Source organism: Streptomyces sp. HUAS TT7 (assembly GCF_051550175.1).
In the GTDB taxonomy this organism is placed as follows: Bacteria; Actinomycetota; Actinomycetes; order Streptomycetales; family Streptomycetaceae; genus Streptomyces.
In genome coordinates this window covers 4,056,473-4,071,777 of sequence record NZ_CP196175.1, presented here as the reverse complement: position 1 = coordinate 4,071,777, position 15,305 = coordinate 4,056,473, and the positions used below count along the sequence as shown (strand labels likewise).

At 69.3% G+C, this 15,305-nt stretch carries 15 protein-coding genes; 7 read left to right on the top strand and 8 right to left on the bottom strand.

The annotated features are described in order from the left end of the window. The 5 genes from ACSHXC_RS18350 to ACSHXC_RS18330 form a co-directional block, all read right to left on the bottom strand. Positions 1–1,413 carry an ATP-binding protein gene (locus tag ACSHXC_RS18350; RefSeq protein ID WP_438292609.1) on the bottom strand — a complete coding sequence of 471 codons (1,413 nt, stop codon included), beginning with the start codon at positions 1,411–1,413 and terminating at the stop codon, positions 1–3. 19 nt (positions 1,414–1,432) lie between these two features. Beyond that, positions 1,433–2,980, bottom strand: coding sequence for an SCO6880 family protein (locus ACSHXC_RS18345; protein ID WP_438292608.1), 1,548 nt, complete (start codon positions 2,978–2,980; stop codon positions 1,433–1,435). Beyond that, positions 2,977–4,323, bottom strand: a complete 1,347-nt coding sequence (locus tag ACSHXC_RS18340) for a hypothetical protein (protein ID WP_438292607.1) — start codon at positions 4,321–4,323, stop codon at positions 2,977–2,979. Before ACSHXC_RS18340 ends, ACSHXC_RS18345 begins: the two co-directional genes overlap by 4 nt. Further along, entirely contained in the window at positions 4,313–5,176 is an 864-nt protein-coding gene (locus ACSHXC_RS18335; protein WP_438292606.1) for a hypothetical protein, read from the bottom strand. Before ACSHXC_RS18335 ends, ACSHXC_RS18340 begins: the two co-directional genes overlap by 11 nt. A 174-nt stretch (positions 5,177–5,350) precedes the next feature. After that, a complete protein-coding gene (locus ACSHXC_RS18330) occupies positions 5,351–5,659 on the bottom strand; it encodes a hypothetical protein (protein WP_053729027.1) in 309 nt (102 codons plus the stop codon). Between the two features lie 417 nt (positions 5,660–6,076). On the opposite strand from ACSHXC_RS18330, the gene ACSHXC_RS18325 reads away from it, so the two are divergent. From ACSHXC_RS18325 to ACSHXC_RS18310, 4 genes are all read left to right on the top strand, one after another. After that, on the top strand, positions 6,077–7,015 hold the full coding sequence (locus ACSHXC_RS18325; RefSeq protein WP_438292605.1) for a trypsin-like serine peptidase: 939 nt from the start codon (positions 6,077–6,079) through the stop codon (positions 7,013–7,015). 56 nt (positions 7,016–7,071) lie between these two features. Then, positions 7,072–8,805, top strand: a complete 1,734-nt coding sequence (locus ACSHXC_RS18320; protein ID WP_438292604.1) for a serine/threonine protein kinase — start codon at positions 7,072–7,074, stop codon at positions 8,803–8,805. A 36-nt stretch (positions 8,806–8,841) separates the two neighbouring features. Further along, on the top strand, positions 8,842–9,849 hold the full coding sequence (locus ACSHXC_RS18315; protein WP_438292603.1) for an NlpC/P60 family protein: 1,008 nt from the start codon (positions 8,842–8,844) through the stop codon (positions 9,847–9,849). A gap of 202 nt (positions 9,850–10,051) precedes the next feature. Continuing rightward, complete coding sequence (locus ACSHXC_RS18310; RefSeq protein WP_438292602.1) at positions 10,052–10,756, top strand: phosphatase PAP2 family protein; 705 nt, start codon at positions 10,052–10,054, stop codon at positions 10,754–10,756. A 12-nt stretch (positions 10,757–10,768) separates the two neighbouring features. Here the strand turns inward: ACSHXC_RS18310 and ACSHXC_RS18305 are convergent, their stop codons facing one another. Together ACSHXC_RS18305 and ACSHXC_RS18300 are read right to left on the bottom strand one after the other, a co-directional pair. Beyond that, positions 10,769–12,322: an FAD-binding oxidoreductase gene (locus tag ACSHXC_RS18305; protein ID WP_438292601.1), complete on the bottom strand. Its 1,554-nt coding sequence runs from the start codon at positions 12,320–12,322 to the stop codon at positions 10,769–10,771. Positions 12,323–12,681: 359 nt separating this feature from the next. Continuing rightward, positions 12,682–12,870, bottom strand: a complete 189-nt coding sequence (locus ACSHXC_RS18300) for a hypothetical protein (protein ID WP_438296665.1) — start codon at positions 12,868–12,870, stop codon at positions 12,682–12,684. Between the two features lie 53 nt (positions 12,871–12,923). On the opposite strand from ACSHXC_RS18300, the gene ACSHXC_RS18295 reads away from it, so the two are divergent. Both ACSHXC_RS18295 and ACSHXC_RS18290 read left to right on the top strand, forming a co-directional pair. Beyond that, entirely contained in the window at positions 12,924–13,718 is a 795-nt protein-coding gene (locus tag ACSHXC_RS18295; RefSeq protein ID WP_438292600.1) for a hypothetical protein, read from the top strand. Positions 13,719–13,856: 138 nt separating this feature from the next. Then, the gene (locus ACSHXC_RS18290) at positions 13,857–14,036 is read left to right on the top strand and encodes a hypothetical protein (RefSeq protein ID WP_438292599.1); all 180 of its coding nucleotides are present in this window, start codon (positions 13,857–13,859) and stop codon (positions 14,034–14,036) included. 80 nt (positions 14,037–14,116) lie between these two features. On the opposite strand, the gene ACSHXC_RS18285 is transcribed toward ACSHXC_RS18290, so the two are convergent. Then, positions 14,117–14,461: a metal-sensitive transcriptional regulator gene (locus ACSHXC_RS18285; RefSeq protein WP_438292598.1), complete on the bottom strand. Its 345-nt coding sequence runs from the start codon at positions 14,459–14,461 to the stop codon at positions 14,117–14,119. A gap of 221 nt (positions 14,462–14,682) precedes the next feature. On the opposite strand from ACSHXC_RS18285, the gene ACSHXC_RS18280 reads away from it, so the two are divergent. Next, positions 14,683–15,303, top strand: coding sequence for a DUF47 domain-containing protein (locus tag ACSHXC_RS18280; protein WP_344372237.1), 621 nt, complete (start codon positions 14,683–14,685; stop codon positions 15,301–15,303). The last annotated feature ends 2 nt before the right edge of the window (positions 15,304–15,305 follow it).

The window sequence follows — 15,305 nt, the reverse complement described above, 5'->3', positions numbered from 1 at the left end:
TCACGCCACCGTGCCCTCGGCGGACAGGTGTTGCTCCACCAGTGCTGCCCGGCGTTCTGCTTCCGATTCGAGCTGGGAGTCCAGCTCCGAGGCCAGGATGTCGTCCGTTGCCGCCGATTCCGTCATCGCGCGGTCCGTGAAGACCAAGGGGCGTTCACGTTCGGTGATCAGGTGTTTTACGACCTGGACGTTGCCGTTTACGTCCCATACCGCGATGCCCGGGGTGAGGGTCGGGATGATTTCCACTGCCCAGCGGGGCAGGCCCAATACCCTGCCCGTTGCCCTTGCCTCGTCCGCCTTCTGCGCGTAGATGGTGCGGGTCGAGGCCATCTTCAGGATCGCTGCCGCTTCCCTTGCCGCGGCTCCGTCCACCACGTCGCTCAGGTGGTGGACCACCGCCACGAACGACAGGCCCAGGCGGCGGCCGAACTTCAGCAGGCGCTGGAAGAGTTGGGCCACGAACGGGCTGTTGATGATGTGCCACGCCTCCTCGACCAGGAAGATGCGCTTCTTCCGGTCGGGGCGGATCCAGGTGTGCTCCAGCCAGACACCGACGATCGCCATCAGGATCGGCATCGCGATCGAATTTCGATCGATGTGCGAAAGGTCGAAGACGATCAGTGGGGCATCCAGGTCGATGCCCACCGTCGTCGGGCCGTCGAACATGCCGCGCAGGTCGCCGTCCACCAGGCGGTCGAGGACCAGGGCGACGTCCAGGCCCCAGGCCCGTACGTCATCTATGTCGACGTTCATCGCCTCGGCCGACTCGGGCTCGGGGTGGCGGAGTTGCTCGACGATGTCGGTCAGGACCGGCTGGCGGTCCGTGATCGTGGTGTTCACGTATGCGTGCGCCACCTTGAGAGCGAAACCCGATCGTTCGTCCAGGCCGTGTCCCATCGCAACTTCGATGATCGTTCGAAGGAGCGCGAGCTGGCCCGTCGTCGTGATCGCCGGGTCCAGCGGGTTGAGCCGGATGCCGCCGTCCATCGCGGTCATCGGGTCGAGCCGGATGGGAGTTATCCCCAGCTCGCGCGCGATGAGGTTCCACTCGCCGACGCCGTCCTCGCCCTGCGCGTCGAGCACGACGACCTGACGGTCGCGGAACCTCAACTGCCTCAGTACGTACGTCTTCTCAAGGGCCGACTTGCCGTTGCCGGACTCGCCGAGCACCAGCCAGTGCGGAGCCGGGAGCTGCTGTCCGTACAGCTGGAAGGGGTCGTAGATGTAGCCCTTGCCGCTGTACACCTCGCGCCCGATGATCACGCCGGAGTCGCCGAGGCCGGGAGCCGCGGTCGGCAGGTAGACGGCCTGGGCCTGGCCCGTGGAGGTGCGGACGGGCAGCCGGGTGGTCTCCACCTTGCCGAAGAGGAGGGCAGTGAAGGCGTCGGTGACGAGAGACAGCGGATCTCGCATGGCGGGTACTGCCTCTCAACTAGCGGCGGATTCCGGTCGCGAACGGCAAGGTGTTGACGAAGGCCCGGTGGTGCTCGCGGTCGCACCACTCCAGCTTCAGGTACGACTTGCCGGCGGAGGCTCTGATGGTCCGCTTGTCGCGGGCCAGCGCCTCCGGGGAACGCGAGGACACCGTGATGTAGCCGACCAGGTTGACGCCCGCGGCGCCGCTCGCGAGGTCCTCGCCGCGCTGGTCGAGGCGGCCGTGGGCGGCGATGTCGCGGGGGTCGACGGTGCGGTTCATCTTGGCCGCGCGGGACGCCTCCGCCTCGTCGTTGGTCTTTTCCGTGAGCATTCGCTCAATCGCAACTTCGGTCGGTTCGAGGTCCATGCAGACGGCGACCGTACGGATCACGTCCGGGGTGTGGACGAGCAGCGGGGCCAGGAAGTTGACGCCGACCGGGGTCATCGGCCACTCCTTCACCCACGCCGTGGCATGGCACCAGGGCGCCCGCGTCGAGGACTCGCGGGTCTTGGCCTGGAGGTACGTGGGCTCCACGGCGTCGAGCTCGGCCGGCCAGGCGTTGCGCTTGGTCATGGCCTGGATGTGGTCGATGGGGTGGTCCGGGTCGTACATGGAGTGCACGAGCGAGGCGAGCCGGCTCTGGCCGAGCGGCTGGCGTACGCGGATGTCGGCCTCAGCCAACCGGGCGCAGATGTCGGTCAGTTCACGCGCCATGACGACCGCGAGGCCGGCGTCGCGGTCCAGCTTGCGGCCGTGCGGGGTGGCGGCGCGGGCCATCGCGTGGGCCTCGGCGGCGAGCTCGCGGCTGTACTGCATGCACGCGACGAGGTAGGCGCGGTGCTGCTCGCTGGAGGTGGACACCATCGACTGGAGCTGCTCGTAGGACTCCTGGAGCCAGTCGGGGGACTTGGTGTCGCCGCGCTGGGCGACGTCCTTGGCGTGCGCGTCGGGGTCGGCCGGCAGGGTGCGGGCCAGCATCTGAAGCCTCGTCACAAAGCCGTCGCCGTTGGCGACATGCTTGAGCAGTGTGCCGAAGCGGTCGACCAGGGCCTCCTGGTCCTCGCTGTCGCGCAGGCCGACGCCCGGGCCCTCGATCTCGATCGCGGCGGTGACCGTACGCCGGTCCGCGTGCAGCAGGACGGCGATCTCGTCGGGGCCGAAGGGGGCCGCGAGCCAGCTTATGTGGCCGATGCCGGGCGGCGGCCCGACCTCGACCTCGCGCCCGTCGAGCCCCACGCCCGCCTCGGCCGCGCCCGAACGGTAGGCGGTGCCGCGCCGCAGCGAGCGCTTGTAACTGCGGTTGATTTCAAACCACTTGTAGAACGTGCGGTGCTTGTACGGGAGGTACACAGCGGCGAGCGCCAGGAACGGGAAGCCCATCAGGAGCACGATCCGCAGGGACAGGACGGGGACCAGGAGCCCGCACATCATGCCGAGGAACGCGCCGCCGATGATCAGTACGATCTCGCCGGTCTCGCGGTTCTTGCCGACGACGGCCGACGGCCGGGCGTGGCCGATCAGATACGTACGGCGGGGCGCGACCGGTTGGGGCTGGGTCGTCAACGCCCTCCACCTCCAGTGTTCTTGTTACGGGTATGCGGCGTGCCGGACGTCGGCGCGGAGCCGCTGAGTGGCGAAGGTGCGGCGGAGGGGACAGTTCCGCCGCCGACTCCGCCGCCGGAGCCCCGGCTGCTGTGGGCGGCCACGCCGCCGGACATGGGGTTGGCGGGGCGGGCCTGGGCGGCGCCGCCCCCCTGGTTGCCCCGGCCGCTGTGGGTCTTGATGCCCTGCGAGACGAGAGCGGCGGGCGAGGAGATGAGGGCGGCGGCCTGCGAGCCGTCGGTGGCCTGCTTGCGGTTCGTACGGGCCGAGGCGATCTCGTCGCCGAAGCCGGGAACGAAGCGGTAGATCATCGCCGAGGCGAAGATCGCCAGCAGGATGATCGCCAGGCCCGAGACGACGGCCGAGAACGAGTCGGGGCCCTTGCCGGAGGAGAGCGCTCCGGCGAGCCCGAGCACGATCACGATGACCGGTTTCACCATGATCACGGCGATCATGATGCCCGCCCAGCGGCGCACGTGGCCCCACATGTTCTTGTCGACGAGCCCCGCGTACACGACGGTGCCGAGCAGGGCGCCGACGTACAACAGGGCGGCCCGGATGACCAGTTCGAGGAACAGGACGCCCGCGGCGAGGATCGAGACCAGGGCGACGACGATCAGCATGATCGGGCCGCCGCCGATGTCCGTGCCCTTCTTGAGCGCGGCCGAGAACGAGCCGAAGAACACGTCCGACTGGTTTCCGGTCGCGGCCGCGATGGCCTCTGTCACGGCGTCCGTCGCCGATACGACGGTGTAGAGGATCAGCGGGGTGAACGCGGAGGCGAGCACGGTCAGCCACAGGAAGCCGACGGCTTCCGAGATCGCCGTCGACAGCGGCACCCCGCGAATCGCGCGCTTGGCCACGGCCAGGAGCCACAGGACGAGGGTGAGGAAGGTGGCGGCGGCGAAGACGACGGCGTACTGGGTGCGGAAGTTGCCGTTGGTGAAGTCCACGGTGGCCGTGTTCTTCACGGCGTCGGAGAGCTTGCCCACGATCCAGGCGGCGGCGTCGGCACAGCCCTTGGCCAGGGAGGTCAGGGGGTCGGCGGCCTGGTTCGGGTCGGTGGGCGGTGTGCTGCTGCCCTTGGAAGCCCCGCTGGTGCAGTACTGCTTGGCCGGACCGATCAGAAGGTCACAGGGGTCGTTGCTGGGGTTCGGGCTCGGACTGCCACTCGGCGACCCGTTTGGCGTCGGCGTTGGGGAGGGCGCGGCATACGCCCTGCTCGCGAGCAGCACGGCGGCCGTCTGGACTGCCGTGAACGCGGCAGCGATCGAGAAGGCGCGGCGGGGCGGCTTACCGGGCATAGGTGAAGCCTCCGTACTCCTCGACTGCCTTGCTGATGGCGTCGGCGCTGGAAGCTGCCATGTCCCCAGGGACGGGCGCCGGGCCGTCGATCTGGCTGTCATCGGTGATCTTCCAGTCGCTGCCGGACCACTGGAGGCTGAAGGTCCATGTCTTCCACGTCGTACGTACCGGGTCGGTCGAGCCGGGTCCGGACATTCCGATGAGGCCGGTGTACCAAACGGCGACCTTCGCGCTGTCCGCGCGGTACTCCTGCACCTTGGTGCCTACGGGGATGGTGCGGGAGACGAACGTGTTGCCGGGGGGCGTTCGGCCGTCGGCGTCCAGTCCCATTCTCTTCAAGAAGTCGGCTGAGTAGGCGGCGTCTTGAGGGCCCTTCAGCTTGGCTGCGGCGTCGGCCGTGTACACGGTGTCGACGATCTGGTGCCGACCGTCCCTGTTGAACATTCCAGTGGAGCCCAGCACCACCGCGTAGTTCGTGGCCGCCGACTGCGCCCCTTGCTCCGTCTGCGGAAAGCCGGACGCGATTCCGGCCTGCTTGCCGTCCACCGGCTTCGTGCCTGTCGCCGCCGTCGACTGCGCGTCCGGCTTCTTCGCGTTCCCCGCGTCCGACGTCGAGCCGGAATCGCCGCCCCGGTTCGCGAAGGCGATCGCGGCGACCAGCAGGACCACGACGCCCACGACCATCACCAGGGAGCGGTTGTTGCGCGGGGGGCGGCGGGCGCCGCCGTAGATGTCGCCGGTGCCTTCGGGCAGGCGGGTGCGGGTCTGGCGGGTGCCGCCGAGCGTGCTGAAGCGGTCGTCGGCGGGGCCGGGATCGCCCCCGCCGTGGCCCGGCTCGTCGTCGAAACTCATGCCTGCGCCCCCTCGACCGTGTGCGGTTCCGCGTAGTACGACGGTAGCCGTGCTGGTTCCCGCGCGGGCGCGGTGTGGTGACTCGACATCAGGGAGACGCAACCTCTGCCGGTGGGCACGACGGACGGGTGGTGTGAGGGGGACGGAGAGGGGAGTTAACCGGTTGACCCGGGGTCAGACGGCCATTCCGTACACGATGGTGAAGAGCGTGCCCAGCGAGCCGATGATGAAGACTCCGGTCAGGCCGGCCACGATCAGGCCCTTGCCCTGTTCGGCGCTGAAGGTGTCGCGCAGCGCCGTCGCTCCGATCCTCTGTTTGGCCGCGCCCCATACCGCGATGCCGAGGCAGAGGAGGATGGCGACCGCCATCACCACCTCCACCATGATGCGGGCCTCGTTGCCGAGCGTCCCGAACGGCCCCCAGTTGGGGGCGATTCCGCCGATGATGGTGGTGATGTCGCCTTTTCCGGCTGCCAGGTACATGTAACTCACCGCCCCTGTCGGGTAGTTCGAAGCCCCTGCCCCACGGCATGGGTCAGGCTCTATCTTCGCTGATGAAACCGCCGTAGTAGGACGCCTTGGCGCCTCTCTTTACGCGACGCCGCACGGCAGTGCCGGTCGCACCGCCCTGACCTGCGATGAACCGGGGTCCACGAAAACACGTATGGTCACTCTGTGTATCACGCAGGGTAACTCCCGGCAATGGCTGTCGTTGTTTCACCTTTGGGCCGCTTGTCGAGTCGGCGGGCGTCGGCGCAGGTGCGCGGGCGATGGACGGGTTCGGACCGGTTCATAGAAACTTCTCAGAAAAGGTTCATGGTCGTTCTCAGCCGAGCCCGCAAGAGTCACAGTGTTCCGCAGTCCGCAAGCAGGCCCGCCGACCACCAGGAGACGCACCGTATGAAGCGCACTGGCATCTCCGGGATGAAGTCCGCGACCACCGTGCGCGGAAAGTTCGGCGCGCTGTCGGCCGTGGCGGTGCTCCTGGTCATACCGACGTACGGGGACCACGACGCGGCGGTGAAGAACCTGACCGAGGCGGCGCCGGCCACGACGGCCAACGCCCGGGTGGGCGCGATATTCAAGGGGGACCTCGACGGCGGGCACTACTGCACCGCGTCGGTCGTCCACAGCTCCGGCCACGACCTCATCGTCACCGCCGCGCACTGCCTGCCCCCGGACGAATCGGAGGGCGGCAAGGCGGTGTTCGTGCCGGCCTACCGGGACGGTTCGGCCCCGTACGGGAGTTGGCCGGTGGAGTCGGTGTACGCGGACGACAGCTGGAACGAGGACGGCGACCAGGACAGCGACGTCGCCTTCGCGGTGCTCGGGCCCGGCACGGACGGCGGCAAGAAGATCGAGGACGCGGTGGGCGCCGCCCCGCTGTTCGCCGGCCGCGCGACCGGGCAGTCCGTGACCATCACCGGCTACCCGGGCGACATCGAGGTCCCGCAGGTCTGCACGAACACGTCCGTCGCGTACGGCGACACCCAGCAGCGCATCGACTGCCCCGACTTCACGGGCGGCACCAGCGGCAGCCCGTGGGTCGTCGAGGGCGGGGCGGTCGCGGGGGTGATCGGCGGGTACGAGTTCGGCGGCGACGACCCCGACGTCTCGTACAGCATCGTCTTCGGCCAGCACACCAAGTCGCTGTACAAGCTCGCGGAGGCGGCGGGCGACCCCAAGCCGGCCGCTGCCTCGACTGCCGCCAGTCCCCAACCAGCGGCGGCAAGTGATGCGTTGCCCCCGAATCAGACACAGCCTCAGTCCCAGGCGCCCGCTCAGACGCCGGCTCAGACGACGAATCGGCCCGTCACGTGCGCCTGCATACTTCCTTGATCACGACCTGGGCACCCGGCATTTGACCGCGGACGGTCACATGACAGGGTTGGCCGGTGGACGCACTCAGACCTCTGCAGGATCCGGACCGGATCGGTACGTACGCATTGCTCGCACGCCTCGGGGCGGGCGGGATGGGGATGGTCTACCTCGGGCGCTCGCCCGGCGGGCGGCTCGTCGCGATCAAGGTGATCAAGGACGAGATCACCGGTCACCCCGAGGCCCTGACCCGCTTCCGGCGCGAGGCGGAGACCGTGCGGGCGGTGCGCAGCGCGTACACCGCGAACCTCATCGACGCGTCGCTGTCCGCGCCGCCGTACTGGCTGGCGACCGAGTACGTCGCCGGGCCGACGCTCTCCCACGCGGTGCGTGAGCGGGGCGCGTTCCCCGCGGACACGTGCCGCCGGCTGTTCGCGGCCCTCGCGGAGGGCCTGGCGAGCGTCCACGGGTACGGGGTCACCCACCGCGACCTGAAGCCCCAGAACGTCATCCTGTCGCCCCAGGGGCCGCAGTTGATCGACTTCGGGATCGCGAAGGGGGCGGGGGATACGGCGCTCACGGTGACGGGGCTGGCGCCTGGCACGCCGGGGTTCACCGCGCCCGAGGTGCTGATGAGCAATCAAGTCGGCGCCGCTGCAGACGTGTTCGCCCTCGGGGCGACGATCGCCTTCGCGGCGACGGGGCGGCCGCCGTTCGGCGCCGGGCCGATGGACGCGGTGTCGTACCGGGCGGTGCACGAGGAGATCGACCTGGCCGGGGTCGAGCCCGGGCTCGCGGCGCTGATCCGGGCGTGCGCGGCCAAGGTCGCGGCTGAGCGGCCCTCGCCCGCCGAGGTCATCGCACGCTGCGCAGTGGGCTCCGCGCTGGTCGAGGACCCGTACTACCAGTCGCTCGTGAGCCTCGCCGAGGAGGTCCCGGCGACCGCGCTGCGGGCCCCGCACGAACTGCCCACGATGGGCCCGGGCTACGTCCCGACCCAGCCGCCGGCGCACCCCGACTACATACCGACGCTGGCCCCCCAGGGCACGACGGCCCCCTCCCCAGCCCGCTCCCGGCGCACGCCGTGGCTGGTGACGGTCGCGGTGGCGGTTGTGCTGGGGGCGACGGTGGGGGTTGTGGTGTGGAAGACGCAGCAGGACGGGGGCGGGGCGGACGCGAAGGCCAAATCCCCCTCGGCGCAGGGCACACCGGCACCTTCCGGCCAGCCGTCGAAGGGCGCCGGCTCTCAGAAACCCCCGGAGTACATCGAGAACAACCGCGTCTCGCGGGACTACTGGACGCTGTCCAAGGACCCCGGGGCGGCGTCCCACGGGATCGGGGACTGCCGCACCGTGGGCGGGGAAAGCAATATGCCGGGCGAGTTCCAGACCGCTGTGAACGACGCAGCCGATGAGAGTCGGCCCGATGTCGCGGGCAAGGCGAAGATCTCGATGCGGATCAAGTACGCCGAACTCCAACACCAGCAGCCCGAGCCCTACTACATCGCGGTCGGGGTGAAGCCCGCGCACGAGATCGATACAAGCACGGGCAAGCCGTTCGACGGCCTGTTGATGGAGAACAAGGGCGTGGGCTACACCAGCAAGCCGGTGGACATCTACTCCAAGTGGCAGTCCGGGAAGTTCATCGACCTGACCTACCCGGACGACTTCGAGCAGCATGTCGGCGGCAAGACCTACCAGCCGATCCCGGTTCGCAACGATCCTGGTAACTGGACCGTCGTCTTCTACCACGTCAAGAGCAGTCCAACGGACTACGCCAGCATCGCGTGTTCGGGCTTTCGCGTGAAATAGCCGGTGAACCGGGCACCTATGGGGGAGGGTTGAGGGGTGCGAAAAGTCTGGGTGGTCGGTGGGATCGGGTTCGGGGTGTGCCTGAGCTTCATTGCGCTGCTCGTCGTGGGCACGTACTCGGCGGCCGCGGGTCTTGCTTCGAGCGGTGTCGGGGCGGTCGGGCTGGCCAAGGGTGCTGTTCCGGCCATGTATTCGCCGCTCGTGCAGAAGTGGGGCAACCTCTGCCCTGCCCTCAACCCCGCGATGCTCGCCGCCCAGCTCTACCAAGAAAGTGGCTGGGACCCCAACGCCAAGAGCCCGGCCAACGCTTTGGGCATCGCGCAGTTCATCCCCGGCACCTGGGCCACGCACGGCATCGACGCGAACGGGGACGGGAAGGCCAACATCTGGGATCCGGCCGATGCCATTCCCTCGGCGGCTTCGTACGACTGCGAACTGTCCAAGGACGTCAAGAGTGTGCCGGGCGATCAGAGCAGCAACATGCTCGCCGCCTACAACGCTGGTGCGTACGCCGTCATCAAGTACGGGGGCGTTCCGCCGTACAGCGAGACCCAGGGCTACGTAAAAACCATCCGCTCCCTGGAGAAGAGCTTCGCCGCCCCCGTCGGGCGGGTGCAGCCCTCGCAGCAGGCTGCCGGGGCCATTTACTACGCGCAGCAGAAGCTCGGGACGCCCTACCTCTGGGGTGGGGAGGGGACGCCCGAGCAAGGGGGGCGGTTCGACTGTTCGGGGCTTACTCAGGCCGCTTACCAGAGCGTGGGGATCACGCTGCCGCGCGTCGCCAACGACCAGTACAACGCCGGCCCGCACCCCGGCCGGAACGAGCTGCTCCCCGGGGACCTCGTGTTCTTCTCGACCGACCTCAGCAATTCGCGGGCCATCCATCACGTGGGGCTGTACGTCGGCGGCGGGTACATGATCAACGCCCCTTACACCGGCGCCGTCATCCGGTTCGACAAGGTCGACGCGCCCGACTACTTCGGCGCGACCCGGGTCACCAAGGACGGCGCCGCGGCCCTGCCGAGCTTCAAGCCGGCGGCCTGAACAAGCTCCCCCGGTGGCTGGAACTCTCCGTGAAGCCAAGGCCCTGAGCTGCGACGATGAGTCACTCTTCGATAACGTCGACGTGATCATTCAGTGGAGAGTGGAACGCGGCGGGCGAACAGGGCGTTCCCTGGACAGTGACTGATGTACGTACTGACCACGGGGGTTGGTAGCAAGACGGAACAAGGCAAGGGGCCGCAGCATGGCTGGACTCGCATTCGACGGAGCGAATCCCGATGTCAGCCTGCTCTACGACATCAACGGGCTCGCCAAGGACGCCCCGTCCTGGCTTGATCGCGCGATGGCGTTCGTCGGGGAGTACGGGATTCTGCTCGGCCTCGTGCTGGTCGTGCTGTGGTGCTGGTGGAGCGTGCGGCGCGGGGAGGACCGGCAGTCGGCGGTCGCGTCCGTGGCCGGGATCGTGTGGGCGCCGCTGGCCGCCGGGATCGCAGTCCTGGTCAACATGCCCATCCGCGGCTTCGTGGAACGCCCGAGGCCCTTCCTCGACCACAAGGGCCTGGACGTGCTGGTCGACGGCAAGAGCGACTTCTCGTTCGTGAGCGACCACGCCACCCTCGCCATGGCCATCGGTGCCGGGCTCTTCGTCGCCAACCGGAAGTTCGGCCTCATCGCGCTCGGCCTCGCCCTGCTCGAAGGGTTCTGCCGGGTCTACATGGGCGTGCACTACCCGACCGACGTCGTGGGCGGCTTCGCGCTCGGCACCGCCGTCGCGCTGCTGCTGGCCCCGCTCGCCCAGATGCTGCTCACCCCGGTCGTAGCGGCCGTCGCCCGCTCGCCGCGGCTCGGCCGCCTGGTGCACTCGCGCAAGGCGCTGACCGTGGTTCCGGCCGCGGCCGGCGGCGCGGTCGAGTACCCGGGGTCCGAGGAGCGCGACCTCGCCGCCTGAGCCGGCGCTCCGTCAGAGCGCCTGGGGGAAGTCGAACAGCCTGGTCGGGTCGTACTGCTTCTTCAGTTGAGCCAGGCGCGGCGCGGCCGAGCCGTAGTAGGCCGTGCGCCAGTCGGTGAGCTGCGGGTCCGGATAGTTCTGGTACGCCGCGCCGGACGCGTACGGGCGCATCGCGCCGTACGTGCGGGTCAGCCAGGACTGCTGGGTCGCGCCCGGGGTGCCCGCCTGCCATGAGCCGATGTACTGGGCGAGCACCCGCGAGGTGCGGTGCACGAAGGCGGTCGCGTCCGGGGCGACCCGGTTGATGGCGCCGCCGAGCGCGGTCAGCACGATGGTGCCGGCGCCCCCGTTGTCGGCGGCCGCGATGCGGGTGAACTCCTCGGCGCCGGTGAGGAGTTGACGTACTCCCGGCTGAGGGAGCGCCTTGGTGTAGAAGTCGGACTTCGCGGCGTACGTCTCGCGCTGGAGCACTCCCTGGGGATTGCGGCCCGGGGTCTGGCCGGGCAGATGGCACTGGGCCTGGCTGAAGGTGGAGCAGCCCGCGTACAGCAGCATCGCGTCCTGGAAGCCGGTGCGGCGCAGCGACACCGAGGCCGCGGGGGCGCCCGCGCGGTCGGCGAGGCGGTCCAGGGCGTTCTGGAGATCGCCGTACGAACCGATGGAGAACGCGGCGATGTTGATCGTCGGGTCGCCGCCGCCGGCCGCGCTCGCCAGGTGTGCGGCGGACCAGATCTCGTCCGCCTGCTCCGGGCCCCACCCCTGCCACGCCTCGACCACCGCCTGCGCCTGCCGCCAGGGCCAGGTCAGATACGCGGTCACAGTCTGGGGGGCCTGGTGCGTACGGAAGGTGAAGCCGGTGACCACGCCGAAGTTGCCGTTGCCCGCGCCGCGCAGGGCCCAGAACAGATCCGGGTTCTCCTTCCCGCTCGCCGTCAGTTTTCGGCCATCAGCGGTGACGAGGCGGACGGAGGTCAGGCTGTCGCAGGTCAGCCCGTACGCGCGGGCCGTCACGCCGTGCCCGCCGCCCAGCGTCAGGCCCGAGACGGCGACGGTGGGGCACGAGCCGCCGGGAATCGCGCGGCCGGTCCTGGCGAGGTCGGTGTAGACGTCGATCAGCCGCGCGCCCGCGCCGATCGTGCCGTCGGCCGCCACGCCGTTCAGCCGTGACACGTCGATGACCAGGCGGCCCGTGCCCGATGACCACCCGGCGTAGTCGTGGCCTCCGCTGCGGACGGAGACCGGGGTGCGGTGGGCCCGGGCGTAGGCGAGGCATTCCTGTACGTCCGCCTCGTGGGCGACGTACGCCACGGCGTCGGGCTGCTGGGTGTCGTAGCGGGTGTTGTAGAGCTGGCGGGCGGCTGCGTAGTCGGCGTCGGCGGGGCGGACGAGTTTGCCCTCCAGGGAGCGGGCGAGGGCGGTCCAGTCCGCCGGGGCCGAGGGCGGGGGTGGGGATGTGCTGGGCGGCGTCGTGCGGGACGGGGTGGGCTTGGGGTGCGTCGCGGGGCCGTGGCAGGCGGAGGCGGTGAACGCGGTTGCGGCTGTGGTGAGGAGGGCGCGGCGGCGCATTCGGGGCTCCCGGGGGCGTGTGGGGCACTGGGCTTGCTCATTCCCCACCCCGCCCCTTCCCTAGACCCTCCGGGGGTGAATGGTTCCGCTGAGGCCAGGTGGTCGTTCCCTGGGGCTCCGCCCCAGACCCCGTATCGCGCCTTAAGGGCGCTCGTCCTCAAACTCCCCCAAGGCCTTAAGGGCCAGGGGGGACCCCATGACAGGCTGGGGTGGGCTGATGTCGGTAATTCGCCGGACGGGCTGGGGATGCCTGCGTGGGCACCCTGCCAAGGGCAACGCTGTTAGGGGCGCGGGGAACTGCGCAAACAAGGCGATGACGGACCGCGGTGAACTGGTCGCGCATCCGCGGCGGGGGCTGGTCAGTTGCCGGAGGGGATGGTGAGCGGCGGGTTGTGGGTCTGGGCGTCCGTCCTGGCTCTGTCGCGGCTGCGGCGGGCCGGGCCCGTCCAGCCGCAGGAGCAGCGGGCGATCGCGAAGCTGCCGCGTTCCGTGATGGTGGTCTGGTGGGGCACCTCACCACCGTACTGCGGGCGTGACGGGGGCCGTATCGGAGTCGTTAGGAGTACGGGCTAGGCCAGTGGGCGTTGGGGGTTTGGCGGCGATGGTGGTGCAACGGCACGGAGCCGGACGAGCGGGTGCGATTGTGGTCGCGGCGCTGGTGGGCGGGGTGATCGCGAGCGCGGCCGGGTGTGGCGGCGGGAACAGCGCGGAGGTCGCGAGCGGGGGCACCGCCGACCCGGCGGCCATGGTGCGTACCGCGGCCGACCGCCTTGTGGCGGCGGGCAGTTCGAAGGCCACCACCTCCATGGAGATGGCCACCGGGGGCACCCGGGTCGCGATCCGAGGCCAGGGAACGTACGACTTCCAGCGCAGAACCGGGCAGTTGACGGTGGTGCTGCCCGGGGACGCCGCGGGGGAGGACGGCCGCCGGCCGATCACCGAGCTCCTCGCGCCCGGCGCGCTCTACATGAAGAACCGGGGGGCCGGGGTGCCCGCCGACAAGTGGGTGCGGGTCGACACCGCCACGCTCGCCGACGGCAACCTCGTCACGGGCGGCGTCACCGACCCGTACACGGCGGCCGAGCTGCTGCGCGGCGCGCAGGGCGTGACGTACGTCGGGGAAGAGGAACTCGCCGGGGTGAAGGTGCGGCACTACCGGGGAAGTGCCGTACTGCCCGCGAAGGTGGCGAAAGGGTTCTCCAGGACGACGGTGCCGTTCGACGCGTACCTCGACGGAGCGGGGCGGCTGTGCAAGCTGCGCCAGCAGTTCAGCTACGTCAACCAGGGCCGGCCCGTGGCGGTCGCCTCGACGACGCTGCTGTACGCGTTCGGGGCGGCCGTGAGCGTACGGCTGCCGGATGCCCGGGACATCTTCGACGGGAAGATCCAGCCGTAATCAGCCAGAGATGGCCCCCTCAGGTGGGCCTGTGGTGGCGGAAATGGTCCGTCCGTGCCATGCGCGGTCCGTGTCCCTCTCCCTACGCTAGGAAGCCGACGATGGCGAGAAGAGCGGGAAGAGGTCGAGGAAGAGGTGATGTGCGTGGCTGCGCTTCGCGGTGCGACCGTCCAGGACCACGTGGCCCTCGTCGAGATCGAGCTGTGCGGTGAACTGATGATCGCGGCGTCCGCCGCGGAGGGGGACCGGCTCAGCCCGGACCTCATCGACGAGGTGCTGAACGTGGGGCGGACCGGCCCGCCCCCGGAACACAACTAGTTCTTTTCCTCATCGGGGTGGTACAGGGCGCGGCCGGTCCGTTCCCGCCGCGCCCCCTCTTCGTACGGGCGCCTGCCGCGTCACGTCCGCATCATGCGGGCGATGGCCTTGGTGGCTTCCTCGACCTTGGCGTCGATCTCGTCGCCGCCCTTCACCGCCGCGTCCGCCACGCAGTGCCGCAGGTGCTCCTCCAGGAGCTGGAGCGCGAAGGACTGCAGGGCCTTCGTGGACGCGGAGACCTGGGTGAGTATGTCGATGCAGTAGACGTCCTCGTCGACCATTCGCTGCAGACCGCGGATCTGGCCCTCGATCCGGCGCAGCCGCTTGAGGTGCTCGTCCTTCTGCTTGTGGTAGCCGTGCACGCCGTGGTCGTGATCGGTCACAGGGGCCTCGACCGGGGGGCCGGCTGCCTCGGTGGTCGTCATCGCGTCCTCCCGTTGTCTGCCATGTGCCTGGTGGCCTGCCGTGTGCGGCAAGGGGTTTCATACCCCTCATGGGTATATGGTAACGAATTTCCGGATCCCCGCCGGGGGCCCGTGCTGATCACTGTGCCTGATGGGCGACACTGAAGAACGCCGGTTAGCCGTGGCCGGATGATGCGCCTAGCATCAGCCTGACCGAATCCCAAGCACTCCGAGGACCCCACGTGCGCTTTCGTCTGACCCCCAGGGAGACGAGCTTCTACGACATGTTCTCCGCATCCGCGGACAACATCGTCACGGGCTCGAAGCTCCTCATGGAACTGCTCGGAGCGGATTCCGCGTCCCGGGCCGAGATCGCGGAGCGCATGCGGGCAGCGGAGCACGCGGGGGACGATGCCACCCACGCGATCTTCCACCAGCTGAACTCCTCCTTCATCACGCCGTTCGACCGCGAGGACATCTACAACCTCGCCTCGTGCCTCGACGACATCATGGACTTCATGGAGGAGGCCGTCGACCTGGTCGTCCTCTACAACATCGAGGAACTGCCCAAGGGCGTCGAGCAGCAGATCGAGGTGCTCAACCGGGCGGCCGTGCTGACCGCCGAGGCCATGCCGAACCTGCGGACGATGTCCAATCTGACCGAGTACTGGATCGAGGTCAACCGTCTGGAGAACCAGGCCGACCAGATCCACCGCAAGCTGCTCGCCCACCTCTTCAACGGCAAGTACGACGCCATCGAGGTGCTGAAGCTGAAGCAGATCGTGGACGTGCTCGAAGAGGCGGCGGACGCGTTCGAGCACGTGGCGAACACGGTGGAGACCATCGCCGTCAAGGAGTCCTGACC

Excerpts from the sequence above, each read along its gene's own strand:
- ACSHXC_RS18295 (WP_438292600.1), top strand. The coding sequence starts at position 12,924 with ATGGTGGTGCAACGGCACGGAGCCGGACGAGCGGGTGCGATTGTGGTC.
- ACSHXC_RS18285 (WP_438292598.1), bottom strand. The coding sequence starts at position 14,461 with ATGACGACCACCGAGGCAGCCGGCCCCCCGGTCGAGGCCCCTGTGACC.
- ACSHXC_RS18305 (WP_438292601.1), bottom strand. The coding sequence starts at position 12,322 with ATGCGCCGCCGCGCCCTCCTCACCACAGCCGCAACCGCGTTCACCGCC.
- ACSHXC_RS18330 (WP_053729027.1), bottom strand. The coding sequence starts at position 5,659 with ATGTACCTGGCAGCCGGAAAAGGCGACATCACCACCATCATCGGCGGA.
- ACSHXC_RS18290 (WP_438292599.1), top strand. The coding sequence starts at position 13,857 with ATGTGCGTGGCTGCGCTTCGCGGTGCGACCGTCCAGGACCACGTGGCC.
- ACSHXC_RS18325 (WP_438292605.1), top strand. The coding sequence starts at position 6,077 with ATGAAGCGCACTGGCATCTCCGGGATGAAGTCCGCGACCACCGTGCGC.
- ACSHXC_RS18310 (WP_438292602.1), top strand. The coding sequence starts at position 10,052 with ATGGCTGGACTCGCATTCGACGGAGCGAATCCCGATGTCAGCCTGCTC.
- ACSHXC_RS18335 (WP_438292606.1), bottom strand. The coding sequence starts at position 5,176 with ATGAGTTTCGACGACGAGCCGGGCCACGGCGGGGGCGATCCCGGCCCC.
- ACSHXC_RS18340 (WP_438292607.1), bottom strand. The coding sequence starts at position 4,323 with ATGCCCGGTAAGCCGCCCCGCCGCGCCTTCTCGATCGCTGCCGCGTTC.
- ACSHXC_RS18350 (WP_438292609.1), bottom strand. The coding sequence starts at position 1,413 with ATGCGAGATCCGCTGTCTCTCGTCACCGACGCCTTCACTGCCCTCCTC.